Raw genomic sequence first — 13,248 nt, 5'->3', positions numbered from 1 at the left:
GCTTTTTCAAGATATTCCCTACGCAATACCTGCGCGAGACGTCGTTGACGGCTCGTTCATCCCTCCGTCATAACCCGCCCATAATTTCGACTCGTCGGCAGGCCTTGTCGACGCAGAACAGGGGACACCGTGCGTCTTCGAGCACCTCACCTCCGCCCCCACCGCGGCTTTTTCTCGGTCCTGGCCGGCGCCGCTGTCGCCGGCATCGTTTTCACCGCGATGTCGGGCGGAGCGCTGCCCGCTCCCGCGGCATCCGCCGACGACACAGCAGATGTGGGCGCCACCACCGTCACGGCGGAGGCGTACGACCCGGACGCCGCGAACGCGCCGTTCCCGAAGCTCGAGGTCTCGGTCTCGCAGACACGAGGCCTCGGAGCCCAGGGCATTTCGGTCTCGTGGAAGAACGCCGCACGCTCCACCCCTCCCAGCCAGCAGACGGGCGGAGAGAACTTCCTGCAGATCATGCAGTGCTGGGGCGACGACCCCGACGACCCCAGTCGTCCCGACCGCACGACCTGCCAGTACGGAGCGAGCGGCACGTTCGGCGGGGGGCGGGTGAGCTCCCGCGAATGGGGGTACGAGATTCCCGCGGAGGACAAGCCGTACACCGTGATGGGCACGGGGGTCACCGAGCCGAGCGAGACGGCTATCCCCTTCAAGTCCTCCACTGTGCGAGACGGCGCGAACGAACGGGTCGACCGCATCGTGAACGGCAAGTTCGTCGACGGTCCCCGCGTTCCGGTCAACCAGAATCCGTTCTTCTCTCAGTACACCTCCAACGAGGTGTCGTGGGCAGGCTCGGGCTCCGATGGCACGGGCAGCGCGAAGTTCGAGGTGCAGACGGCGGTGCAGTCTCGTGGCCTCGGCTGCGGTCGCCCCGGCACGTCGACGGACGGCACCGCTCGCGGTCAATCCTGTTGGCTCGTCATCATCCCGCGCGGCACGGCCGACAACGGGTCGTCGTCTATCAACCAGTCCGGTCTGTTCTGGGACAGCTGGAAGCACCACCTCGCGGTGAAGCTCGACTTCCGCCCCCTCGGCAGCACCTGCGGCATCGGCGCCGCCGAGCGTCAGGTCGTGGGCAGCGAGTTGCTGTCGGCGGCTCTTTCTTCGTGGCAGCCCGCGCTGTGCGCCAACGGCGGCGACATCTACAACATGATCACGAGTAACGAGGCCGACGCGACGACCGCGGCGAACCTCGCGAGCACGTCCGCACCACTCGCTCTAACCTCTCGCCCCTACGCGGGAGAGGGGGCCGACGACCTGATCTACGCCCCCGTGGGTCTCTCCTCCGTCACGATCGCTTTCGCCATCGATCGTTTCCCCAGTTCGGTCACGGCTACCGACGAAGAAAAGGGGCGCGCTGGCCTGCCGTTCACGTCGATGAATCTCACGCCCCGCCTCATCGCGAAACTCCTCACGTCGTCCTACGTCGATTCGCTGCCGACCGAGACCGACCGCAAACACCTCGGAACGAACCCGAGGAACGTGCTTTTCGACGAGGACTTCCTCGCCATCAACGACCCCGAGTGGCGCCACCAGTCCATCGCGGGCGTGGGCGTGTCCGACATGCTCGTCACCCAGGGCCGCTCCGACGTCGCCCTGGCCATGTGGAGCTACGTGCTCGCCGACCCTGAGGCGCGGGCCTTCCTCAACGGCGAGCCCGACCCGTGGGGTACCCGGGTCAACAAGTACAGCTCCACCAACCCCGATCTGAATCCGAACGGGGCGCTCCAGCTCCCCACCGACACCTTCCCCAAGTCCGACCCCACGAAGCGTGAGGCGGTCAAGGGCGGGGCGGGTGAGCTCAACGTCATCGGCTGGCGTCCGTACACGAACGACCTCGACACCTCGGGGTACCTCACGCTACGCGGGGACGCGCAGATCTCCGGCTCCTGGGACCAGCTCGGCAACCCGCCGCGTTACACCAAGGAGCCCCGGAGTCTGCAGGGATCACAGGCGGTGATCGGGCTCACGGATAGTGCGGCATCCGAGAAGTATCAGATCGTCTCGGCACGACTGAAGAACCCGGCGGGGGAGTTCACCGGCGTCTCGACGGACTCGATGCTGGCCGCGGCTTCCGCCATGGTGTCGCCGACCGCACAGACCCAGACCGTGAGCTTCGATTTCGGCTCCGACTCGGCGCGCGGCGCCACGGCGGCGTACCCCCTGACCCTCCCGATCTACGCGGCGGCGAACCCGTACATGTCGGATGCCAAGGCACGCTCCAGCTACGCCACGTTCATCCGGTATGCGTCGGGGTACGGTCAGCAGCCGGGCGCGGGCGTCGGCCAGCTGCCGGTGGGGTACGCCCCGATCCCCGACGCGTGGCACCAACAGGCGGTCGTGGCCGCCAACGTCATCCAGGGCGGTCTCGTCCGCTCCAGCGCACCGGCCGCGACGAAGGCGCCCGCGTCGTCGGGCCCGCTGGCCCGCGGCACCATCCCCGCTGCGGCCGGGTCGTCGTCCGCGGCCGGCTCGAGCGCCGTCCCCGGTGCGGGGACCGCCCACAGCGCCACCGACCCGGTCGCCTCGGGTGCGGTGGCGGGCGCTCTGGCCGGGGCCCAGACCCCCGCCGACCCCGGCGTGGGAGGGCTCCCCGCGGTCTTGCCGGCCAGCCTGCTGGCCGGGGCCCTCGCCGCCGGCGTCGTCTTCCTCATCCCCAGACTTCCGCGTCGCCTCAGCTGACGCGGTCTCCTCTTCCCCTTCCGCGCATCACCCGAATCACATTTCATCCACCACTTCCAGATTGGAAACCCGTGAAGATCAAGAAGATCGCCGCCCTCGGTGCGGCCGTCGGCCTCCTGCTGTCGGGCGTGAGCATCGCCTCGACCGCGTCGGCCGAGCCGGTGTCGAACAGCTACGTGGCTGTCGGCTCCGACACGCTCCAGGACGCGATGAACGCCCTCACGAACGGCTCCAGCGCGTCCGGTTCGTACGTTCGCGTGCTCGCCGACGGCAAGTCGATCGGCAACTTCGACGCGTTCGGTTCGGCCGCGATTCAAGCCAAGTCGAACGGCCCCTTCTTCGCCCGGCCGAACGGCTCGGGCGCCGGTCGCGACGCCCTGCGCCGCTCGATCGACGGGGGCAACTGGTCGGTCAGCGGAAACCTCACCCCGGCGCGCACCATCGTCGGCCAGGTGGATATCGCCCGCAGCTCCGGCGGTCCCGGGTCTTCGGCCAACGCGGATGGTCGCCTGCTGTACGTGCCCTTCGCCCGTGACGCGGTCGCCTACGCCTACAAGGGCGGCACCGCGGCCTGGGCGACGCTCAGCGCGTCGCAGCTCAAGGGCATCTACGAGGGCACCATCACCTCGATCGACGGAGTGACGGTCAAGCCGCGTCTGCCGCAGACGTCGTCGGGCACCCGCACGTTCTTCCTGAACGCCATCGGCGTGACGACTCCCACGGGCGTCGCCGACGCGACCAACACCACCGTTCCCGAGAACGACGCCACCGTGCTCGGCGACGGAGAGATCATCCCCTTCTCGGCCGGCAGCTGGATCGCCCAGGCCAACAACGTCGCCGGTGTCAACACCGTCGCTGCCGCCTCCACCGTGCAGCTGGGTTCGCCCGTCGCCGGTGCCGCGCCCTTCACCGGTACGGCTCCCTCGCTCGTCCCCAACGCGAGCTACTACTCCAACACCACCTTCGGTCGCGACACCTATCTGATCGTCGAGCGCGCGCGCGTCCAGTCGACGTTCACGTACTCCGGCTCCGCCGCGTACGACCCGGTTCTCGCGAACCTCGTCAACTCGGCATCACTCACCAGCCTGACCAACTTCAGCAGCTCGCCCTTGGCGCCCGGATCGGTCAAGCGCAAGTTCGGCTTCCTCGCCCCCTCTTCGACGACCCCTATCGCGGCCTACGCGCAGGGCTGATCGAAATAAAGAAAAGGTAGACATTCCCATGTTCCGCACTTCTGCCCTGAAGGCTGCCGCCGCCGCGGCCCTCGCCCTCGTGCTCGTCGGCACGGGTGTCACGGCCGCCCAGGCCGCGAACATCCCCGCCGGCTCGACCGAGCCGTTCTACATCTTCGACGCCACTACCGAGAACCTGGTCAAGGACGGCGAGGCGATCGCGTTCGACCAGCTCGTGGCCGGTTACCCGGTCGGCGAGGGCTTCTCCGACTACGACAAGATGTTCACCGGTCCCGACAAGGCCACCGGCGTCTTCGTGTTCGTCTCGCCCCGCGGCGGCGAACGAGACACCTCGAAGTGGCTCGGTAGCCAGATGAACGCGTTCAACGACCCTGCGAAGAAGACGGTCCTCACGCCGGCTCTGCTGCTGAACAACCTGGCGGGCGCGAACTACGCCTCGGTCAAGGCCAACGGTGGCGACTTCTCCGCCGGTCTGGCGTTCACGTCGAACAACGGTGTGATCGTCGAGGACGCGTCCTTCGCGTACATCACGGTCAAGCCCGGAGGCTCGTGGAGCTACACCGCGACGGTCGTCGACGGCGGCGCCACCACGCCCCCGGCCGGTGGCACCTCGGGCGACATCTCGCTGCAGGCCACAACGGTCGCGCCGCAGGACGGTTCGCTGTCGCTCTCGGTGCCCGCGGGTGCCAAGGCCACGTTCGGTCAGGCCCAGCTGATCAACAACAAGTCGACCTCAACCGCGAGCCTGCCCGAGGTCACCGTGACCGACGACCGCGTGGTCAGCAAGAAGGGCTGGACGCTGACCCAGACGGTCGCCGCGTTCACGAGCGACTCGGCGACGTTCAGCGCCGCCAACCTCGGTGTGGGCCCCAAGGTCAACCCCACGGGGACCACGTCCACCGGCGTCGTCCCGGCGACGGCCCAGACCGCCGGTTCGGCCGTCTACCCCTCGACCTTCGCCAGCGCGACGGCGGGTTCGGGCGTCGGTGTGACCAAGCTCGGCGCGGATCTGACCCTCGTGGCGCCGACCGATGCACCGGCTGGCACCTACACCTCGAAGATGACGCTCACGCTCGTCTCGAAGTGATCGCAGGCGAAGGGCGGCGCCGTCGGCGCCGCCCTTCGTCCGTGTCCGACAGCCCGATCGGCGTTCAGCCCTCGTTCATGCCGCGGATCGATCGCGGCAAGCATCCTCTGCGGAGATATATCGTGCCTTCCTTCCCCGCCCCCCGCCACCCGAAGGCGTGGGGGATCCGCTCGGTCGCGCTCGCCCTGGTGGGCGCCGCCGCGATCTCCGCCGCCCTCTCAGCGACCCGTCCTGCTCACGCCGAGGACGCCCCCGCCACCGATACGATCGGCGTGTCTGCGGCGCCACTGTCGGCCGACGGTACGTCGCCCCGGTCGCGCTTCAGCTACCAGATGAGCCCCGGGCAGACGATCGACGACACCTACGTCGTCACCAATGTCGGTTCGACTCCGCAGACCTATACCGTCTTCGCCACCGACGCGTTCAACACCGACGAGGGCGGGTACGGCCTGCTCGAGACCGGCGTCGTCCCCATCGATGCGGGCGCCTGGATCGACTTCGGCGGTCAGCCGACCGTGTCGGTGGCTCTTGAGCCGGGCGCGTCGACTGAGGTGCCCTTCCACCTCGCCGTTCCCGCCGACGCGGGACCGGGAGACCACGCCGCCGGTCTGGTCGTGTCCGCCCTCGCCAACGACGGCCAGGTGCTCGTGGACCGGCGCGTCGGCACCCGCCTGTACGTGCGAGTGCCCGGCGACCTGCAGCCGATCATGTCGATCGACGGCATGTCGGCGTCGTACGCACCGAGCCTGAATCCCCTCGACGGCGAGACGACGGTCACGTTCACGGTTCGCAACGCCGGCAACGTGGCCCTCGCCGGGCACCTCAAGGCCGAGGTGCGCGGACCCTTCGGCATCGGCGCCTCGGGCGTCGTGGAGTCCGACGTCGATGAGATGCTTCCCGGCAGCACGCGTACCGTCACGACGACGCTGTCGGGTGTGGGGCAGTGGGTTTATCTCGCGCCGTCGGTGACGCTGTACCCGTCGGTCGACGACCAGGCGCTGAACCCCGGTCCACTGCGCAGCGTGTCGCGCGACACTGTGCTCTTCGTCGTCCCATGGGCCCTGCTGCTCGTCGTGCTCCTCGGGCTGCTCGTGTGGGGGTGGCTGCGTCTTCGTCGTCGTATCGATGCCCGTCGGGCGCGTGCGTGGGTGGAGTACACCGAGGCCGAGGCGCGTCGCAAGGTGGAGTCCGAGCGTGAGCCCGTGGCGTCGGGCGCACCGGGAGGGACGCCGTGAGGCGTGCCGCCAGGGGATGGGTGATGCGCATGTCCGCCGTCGTCCTCGCCGCCGCCGTGGCCGTCATCGGTCATGCGCCGCTGGCGAGCGCCGCCCCCGCGCTCGGCGCTCAGGGCGTGACGTGCCCGACGGCGGCTCCGACCCCCGGATCCACCGGGGCCGTGGACATGGCGGCGACGGTCATCGGCCCGCCCAGTTCGGAATCCTCCCCGTGTCTGTTGGCCCCGGCGGGGTCGGCCGGTGCGGGGGCGCCCGCCAAGGGCACCTCGACGGGCGCGGGTGGACGCTCGAGCGCTGGTACGGGTTCGTCCGTGACGGGTTCGGGCTCCGGGATGGTGTCGTCCGTCTCGCCTTCGCCGTCACCCGGTCCTGGTGACGTCGATCTCGGCGGGGTCGTGCACGTCGGAGGTCTGCTCAGCGACGTCCGCATCTCCCCGAATCCGTTCGGCGGGTCCGCTCTGCTGTCATTCACGGTGCGCAACGTCTCGAAGTCGACGTTCGACGCGACCGCCGACTTCTGGATGGAGGGGCCGTTCGGAAACCGCGTCGCGCAGGTGGATGCCGTGTCCGTTCCCCAGCTCAAAGCGGGGGAGAGTCGCGTGGTGTCGGCCGAGTTGCCCGGCGTCGGGCAATGGGCCGTTCTCACCGCTCACGCGACCTTCCGGCCGCCCGCCGAGGTCGAGGGCACCCAGCTCAGTCCCCTGACGCGTGACGTCACCGTGTTCGTCCTCCCGTGGATGATCGTGTCGGCGCTGCTGCTGGCGGGGATCGCCGTCGTCGCGGTGCAGATGTGGCGATCCCGTCGGGATGCCGCGGCCGACGACCTCGCGATCGGGGTGCCCGCGTGAGTGTCGTCGACGAGCCGGCGGCCCCCGTCGAGCCGTCCGAGGTGCGGGATCGCGCGCCGCGTCCGCCCCGTGTGCCGCGTCCTCCTCGTCGGCCGCCGGCGGCTCCGCGAGGACCGGTCGTCCTCAGCCCGGGTGAGGCGCTCGCGCGCAGCATCGTGGCGACCCTCTTGCTGCTTGTGATGATGTTCGTGCTCGACGTCACCGTCTTCAGCCACGTGCAGCATCTGGCGTCGCAGCAGCGTCTCGAGGACGACCTTCGTGCGCAGCTCGCCGCAGGCACAGCTCCGGTCAGCGAGGGCACGTTCGAGGACGTGCTTCTCGCCGATGGGGCGCCGGTGGCGATCATGGATATCCCCCGTCTGAGGTTCCACGAGGTCGTGGTCGAGGGGACGTCTTCGGCGCAGACGGCCCTCGGCGTCGGCCACCGGCGGGACACCGTCCTGCCGGGCCAGGTCGGTGTCAGCGTCCTGATGGGGCGGGCGGGGGCGTTCGGCGGGCCGTTCTCGGCGATCGCGGCTCTCGAGCCTGGCGACGAGATCACCGTGCGCACCGGTCAGGGGCTGCAGCGCTTCGAGGTCGTGGGCTTGCGCTACGCGGGCGACCCGTCACCGCCCAACCTGACGCGCGGCGAGAGCCGGCTCATCCTCCAGACCGCCCGCGGCGTGCCGTACATCCCGACTGGTATCGCCTACGTCGATGCCCGGTTGGTCTCTGAGACGCAGCCGGCGGGTGCCCGATTGACGACCACGACCACTCTCGATCCCACGCATCGGGCCATGGCCACCGACGTGCGCACGGTGTGGGCGCTGGTCTTCGCCGTGCAATTCCTCATCGCCGTCGAGATCGCGGCCGTGTGGTCTCTGCGTCGATTCGGTGCGCAGAAGACATGGATCGTCTTCCTGCCCGCCGCCGCCTTGGCCGGCTTCTTCGTCGCGGACCAGCTCACGCGACTGCTTCCCAATCTTCTCTGACCCCGAGGACCGCGACATGTCCGATGACATCACCACCGTTCTACCCGCCGCCGGCGACTCCGCGGGCCGCCGGGCTCGACGTGAACCCGCCCCGTCGGCCGCGCAGACGACCGCTTTGTTCCCGCCGCCCACCGCAGGCGGCCCCGCGCAGGCGGCTCTCCCGCTGGACCCGTTCCCGCACTTGCCGTCCGATCTGGCCACTCTCGACGCTCGGGGAATCACCGCCTGGTTCGGGGACCACCAGGTCTTGGACCGCGTCTCATTGACCATGCCCGCGGGAGAGGTGACGGCGCTGATCGGGCCCTCCGGCTGCGGCAAGTCCACCTTCCTGCGCATCCTCAATCGCATGCACGAGCTGGTGCCGTCCGCCTCGCTCGCCGGCGAGGTCCTTCTCGACGGCGTCGACATCTACGACACGGGACGCAAGCTCACCGAGGCGCGCCGCGACATCGGCATGGTCTTCCAGAAGCCCAACCCCTTCCCGGCGATGTCGATCTACGACAACGTCATCGCAGGGCTGCGTCTGACGGGCATCCGCGCGTCACGCGACGAGAAGGACCACCTCGTCGAGCGCTCGCTCGCCTCGGCCGGTCTGTGGAAAGAGGTCAAGGACCGTCTCCGTCAGCCCGGCGGCGGACTCTCGGGCGGTCAGCAGCAGCGCCTGTGCATCGCGCGCTCGCTCGCGGTGAAGCCCAAGGTCCTGCTCATGGACGAGCCCTGCTCGGCCCTCGACCCGACGTCCACGCGTGTGATCGAGGAGACGATGGGAGAACTGCAGAAAGAGGTGACGATCGTCATCGTCACGCACAACATGCAGCAGGCTCAGCGCGTGTCGCAGCAGTGCGCGTTCTTCCTTGCCTCGCAAGGCCAGCCGGGCCACATCGTCGAGCACGGCGACACCGCGGCGATGTTCGATTCACCGATCGACCCGCGCACCTACGACTACGTCAACGGTCGCTTCGGATGAGTCCGTTGTAAGAACCCCGGATGCCACGGCCCGGTGCCCGCGCGATGCGGGGGCCGTGGCATCCCGGCCCTCGTTCGTGACTACCGCCGTGCTCGTGCCCGCACGCGTGTGACGCTCGACAGCGTCGCGCGCACCGGCTGGCCCAGGTAGATGCCGAGCGAGGCGCCCACCGCCAGGGCGATGCCGATGGTCGCGGCCCCGGCGAGCGTGGTCACCCCGGTCATGAGCACGGTGGGGTCGTCGCCGGACTCGACGATCCCGAGCAGGCCGCGGAACACCGCCGCTCCGGGCACCAGCGGCAGGATCGCGGCGGTCGTGATCGCGACCGAGGGCACGTGCAACCGGTAGGCGACGACGATGCCCGCGAAGCTTCCGACGAATGCGCCGACGCCGCTGGCGGCGGCGACCTCGAAGCCGAGGCCCGAGGCGGCGACGTACCCCGCCCACGCGACGAGGCTGAGGGCGGCGCTGACGACGACGATGCGCGCGCCGGCGCCGTTGTACACGGCGACGGCGATCGCGATGACGGCCGCGCCGACGAACTGCACGCTGACCGGTCCGAGGGGGAGGGCGTTCGAGGGTGGGGACATGCCCATGCCGATCACGCGCACCGTCTCGAGCCCGGCGAGGATGCCGAGGACGACGCCGAGGGTCTGCGTCGTGAGCTCGAGGATGCGTCCGGTCGCCGTCAGGGCGAAGCCGTCGATGGCATCCTGAGCCGCGCCCACCACGGTGAGTCCGGCGAGCATCAGGACGATTCCGGATGCCACGATCACCGACGGCCGGATCGCCGCGGCCGCGTCGAGGCCCGTGTAGCGCAGCAACGGGGATAGGGCGGCGAAGACGGTCAGGACGAACCCGCCCGCGATCTGCGCGAAGAAGTACGGCACGCGTGCCCGCGCCATCACGTATTGCGTCGACGCGGCGAGGGCCGCGGCGATGAACGACAGCACCAGGGCGAGCCAGTTCGCGCCGAACATGATCGCGACCCCGGCCGCGAGGGACGCCTGCGAGGCGATGACGATCGCGGGGCGGTAGCGGAACGGCAGTCGGCGGATGGCGCGGCAGCGCACGACCGCGTCGTCGAGCCCGAGACCGCCGGTGATCTCCTGCACCAGAGCCTGCAGACGCTGCAGCTTCGCGTGGTCAGGTACCGAACCGCGCACCACCCGCAGCAGGGTGATCGGGTGGGTCGCGCCGGGGCGGCTGTGGGCGATCGTGATCGAGTTGTAGGTGACGTCGACGTGCACCGGATCGAGCCCGTAGGCCGCGCACACGCGCACGATCGTGAGGGTCACCTCGTTGGCGGGAGCGCCGACGACGAGCATGGTCTCGCCGATGCGGATGGCGAGGTCGAGGATGCGCGTCGAGAGCGCCTCGTCGATGACCGGGATCATCGTCGTGTCGGGCGACGAGGCCTCGTCGACGTGCACCAGACGGCGCAGGGACGACAGCAGTCGCCGCGGGGTGGGGGACAACCGCGGGCCTCCAGGGAACGGGGGAGTGGGAGCGCTCGATCCTATCGACGGGCCCTGCGGTTTCGCCGGGCGTCGGCGCATGGCAGAGGCGGTATGCACCCGCCTCTAGGATGATCCTCGGGCGCGGCACGAGCGCCCCGTCGTGGCATCCCGACGCACGACCCCTCCGGGAGTTCTCCTCATGGCTCTGATCGTCCAGAAGTACGGCGGCTCGTCCGTCGCCGACGCCGAGAGCATCAAGCGGGTCGCCAAGCGCATCGTCGACACGCGTCGCGCCGGCCACGAGGTCGTCGTCGCGGTCAGCGCCATGGGCGACACGACCGACGAGCTGCTCGACCTCGCGGGCCAGGTCGCCCCGATCCCCGCGCCTCGCGAGCTCGACATGCTGCTGTCCAGCGGAGAGCGCATCTCGATGGCCCTGCTGGCCATGGCCATCCACTCGATGGGCTTCGAGGCCCGTTCGTTCACCGGTAGCCAGGCGGGGATGATCACGGATGCCACGCACGGCGCCGCCCGCATCGTCGACGTCACGCCCGTCCGACTCCGCGAGGCGCTCGACGAGGGGGCGATCGTCATCGTCGCCGGGTTCCAGGGCTTCAACCGCGACACCCGCGACATCACCACGCTCGGTCGCGGCGGATCGGACACCACGGCCGTCGCGCTCGCCGCGGCGCTCAAGGCCGATGTCTGCGAGATCTACAGCGACGTCGACGGCATCTTCACCGCCGACCCCCGCGTCGTCCCCCTCGCGCGCAAGCTCGACCGCGTCGGCAGCGAAGAGATGCTCGAGCTCGCCGCCAACGGAGCGAAGGTCCTGTACATCCGCGCGGTCGAGTACGCGCGGCGCCACGGCGTGCTGATCCACGCGCGGTCCACCTTCAGCTCGAACGAGGGCACCTGGGTGCTCGACGCTTCGAAGACCTCCGCACTCGTCCCCGAAAGAGGAGCCATGGAAGAGCCCATCGTCGCCGGCGTCGCCACCGACCTCAGCCAGGCCAAGATCACCGTGATCGGCGTGCCCGACGTGCCGGGCAAGGCCGCCGACATCTTCAAGATCGTCGCGAAGTCCGGCGCCAACGTTGACATGATCGTGCAGAACGTGTCGGCGGCCGCCACCAGCCGCACCGACATCTCGTTCACCCTGCCCAAGACCGACGCCACCACGGCGCTCAAGGCGCTCGCCGGTGAGCAGGACGAGGTCGGCTTCGAGAGCCTCGTCCACGACGACCAGATCGGAAAGCTCTCGGTCGTCGGCGCCGGTATGCGCACGCACTCGGGCGTCTCGGCCACCCTGTTCGAGGCGCTGAGCCTGGCGGGCGTGAACATCGAGATGATCTCGACCTCCGAGATCCGCATCTCGGTCGTGGTGCGTGGCGTCGACCTCGCCGAGGCCGCCCGTCTCGTGCACACGGCCTACGGTCTCGACGGCGACGCCGAGGCCACGGTCCACGCCGGCACCGGTCGCTGACCGGGCTCGCGCCCCGCGGCGCCGCACGAGACTCCTGAGGTTCGCCGACTAAGCCGCGCCACACCCACGCGATTCCGCCATCGTGCGGCGGATTCGCGACGGATTCTCGGGAGTTCGGACCGCTCTCGACGAACCCATCCCACCGCTCGCGCTACCCTGACCCGAACGCCGCCGTCGCGGCATCCATCACCCGAACCCCGAGGTACCTCGCATGACCCGCATCTCCGATTCCGGAATCTCCCTCGCAGTCGTCGGCGCCACCGGCCAGGTCGGCACCGTCATGCTCGAGATCCTCGCCGAGCGTTCGTTCCCCATTCGCGAGCTGCGTCTGTTCGCCACCGCTCGCTCCGCCGGCACCTCGATCGGTTTCGGCGGCCACTCCGTCGTCGTCGAAGACGTCGCCACGGCCGACCCGGCAGGGGTCGAGGTCGCGCTCTTCTCCGCCGGCGCCACCGGTTCGCGCGCCCACGCCCCCCGCTTCGCCGAGGCGGGCGCGCTCGTCATCGACAACTCCAGCGCCTGGCGCATGGACCCCGAGGTGCCCCTGGTCGTCAGCGAGGTCAACCCGCACGCGATCGACGAGGCCGTCAAGGGCATCGTCGCCAACCCCAACTGCACGACCATGGCCGCCATGCCGGTGCTGAAGGTCCTCGACACCGAGGCGGGCCTCGAGCGCCTGATCGTCAGCACGTACCAGGCCGTCTCGGGCTCCGGTCTCGCCGGCGCCCAGGAGCTGCTCGGTCAGGTCGAGGGCGTCCTCGCCCAGGGAGAGGTCGAGCGCCTGGTCCGCGATGGTTCGGCCCTCGACTTCCCGACCCCCGAGAAGTACGTGGCCCCCATCGCCTTCGACGTCATCCCGTTCGCCGGCAATCTCGTCGACGACGGCCTCAACGAGACCGACGAAGAGAAGAAGCTGCGCAACGAGAGCCGCAAGATCCTCGAGCTGCCCGAGCTTCGCGTCGCCGGCACGTGCGTGCGCGTCCCCGTCTTCACGGGCCACTCGCTGAGCATCAACGCCGAGTTCGCCCGCGACCTCTCGCCCGAGCGTGCGCGCGAGCTCCTCGCCGACGCCCCCGGCGTGCGCCTCGAAGAGGTGCCGACGCCTCTGCAGGCCGCGGGCACCGACCCCAGCTACGTCGGCCGCATCCGCGCCGACCAGTCTGCTCCCGAGGGCAAGGGCCTCGCGCTCTTCATCAGCAACGACAACCTCCGCAAGGGTGCCGCGCTCAACGCCGTGCAGATCGCCGAGATCGTCGCGCAGAAGCGGCTCGCCAACGCCTGAGACACGGCATCCGGATGCCGCGTGCGAGGTG

The 13,248-nt window shown here is 69.7% G+C and carries 10 protein-coding genes; 9 read left to right on the top strand and 1 reads right to left on the bottom strand.

The genetic code is table 11. From position 1 onward, the window contains the following. Positions 1-129: 129 nt before the first annotated feature. The 7 genes from ASE56_RS11575 to ASE56_RS11545 all read left to right on the top strand — a co-directional run bounded on the left by ASE56_RS11575 (position 130) and on the right by ASE56_RS11545 (position 8,989). Complete coding sequence (locus ASE56_RS11575) at positions 130-2,688, top strand: hypothetical protein (RefSeq protein WP_056229528.1); 2,559 nt, start codon at positions 130-132, stop codon at positions 2,686-2,688. Positions 2,689-2,759: 71 nt separating this feature from the next. Next, positions 2,760-3,881 (top strand): substrate-binding domain-containing protein, encoded by a 1,122-nt coding sequence (locus ASE56_RS11570; RefSeq protein WP_056229525.1) that lies wholly within the window; start codon positions 2,760-2,762, stop codon positions 3,879-3,881. 28 nt (positions 3,882-3,909) lie between these two features. Further along, a complete protein-coding gene (locus tag ASE56_RS11565) occupies positions 3,910-4,968 on the top strand; it encodes a hypothetical protein (RefSeq protein ID WP_056229522.1) in 1,059 nt (352 codons plus the stop codon). 122 nt (positions 4,969-5,090) lie between these two features. After that, a complete protein-coding gene (locus ASE56_RS11560; protein WP_156371692.1) occupies positions 5,091-6,203 on the top strand; it encodes a hypothetical protein in 1,113 nt (370 codons plus the stop codon). Between the two features lie 23 nt (positions 6,204-6,226). Next, a complete protein-coding gene (locus ASE56_RS11555; RefSeq protein WP_056229513.1) occupies positions 6,227-7,051 on the top strand; it encodes a hypothetical protein in 825 nt (274 codons plus the stop codon). After that, positions 7,048-8,022 (top strand): sortase, encoded by a 975-nt coding sequence (locus ASE56_RS11550; RefSeq protein WP_056229509.1) that lies wholly within the window; start codon positions 7,048-7,050, stop codon positions 8,020-8,022. The genes ASE56_RS11555 and ASE56_RS11550 overlap by 4 nt, the downstream gene beginning before the upstream one ends. Positions 8,023-8,038: 16 nt before the next feature. Further along, on the top strand, positions 8,039-8,989 hold the full coding sequence (locus tag ASE56_RS11545) for a phosphate ABC transporter ATP-binding protein (protein WP_082450508.1): 951 nt from the start codon (positions 8,039-8,041) through the stop codon (positions 8,987-8,989). Between the two features lie 80 nt (positions 8,990-9,069). Here the strand turns inward: ASE56_RS11545 and ASE56_RS11540 are convergent, their stop codons facing one another. Next, positions 9,070-10,467: a threonine/serine exporter ThrE family protein gene (locus ASE56_RS11540; protein ID WP_056229506.1), complete on the bottom strand. Its 1,398-nt coding sequence runs from the start codon at positions 10,465-10,467 to the stop codon at positions 9,070-9,072. Between the two features lie 181 nt (positions 10,468-10,648). Between ASE56_RS11540 and ASE56_RS11535 the strand changes: the two genes are divergently transcribed. Then, positions 10,649-11,935: an aspartate kinase gene (locus tag ASE56_RS11535; protein ID WP_056229502.1), complete on the top strand. Its 1,287-nt coding sequence runs from the start codon at positions 10,649-10,651 to the stop codon at positions 11,933-11,935. Positions 11,936-12,146: 211 nt separating this feature from the next. Next, entirely contained in the window at positions 12,147-13,217 is a 1,071-nt protein-coding gene (locus ASE56_RS11530; RefSeq protein ID WP_056229499.1) for an aspartate-semialdehyde dehydrogenase, read from the top strand. Positions 13,218-13,248: the final 31 nt, after the last annotated feature.

This window comes from Microbacterium sp. Leaf203, assembly GCF_001421275.1.
GTDB classification, from domain to species: domain Bacteria; phylum Actinomycetota; class Actinomycetes; order Actinomycetales; family Microbacteriaceae; genus Microbacterium; species Microbacterium testaceum_A.
This window is presented reverse-complemented; position numbering and strand designations above follow the sequence as displayed.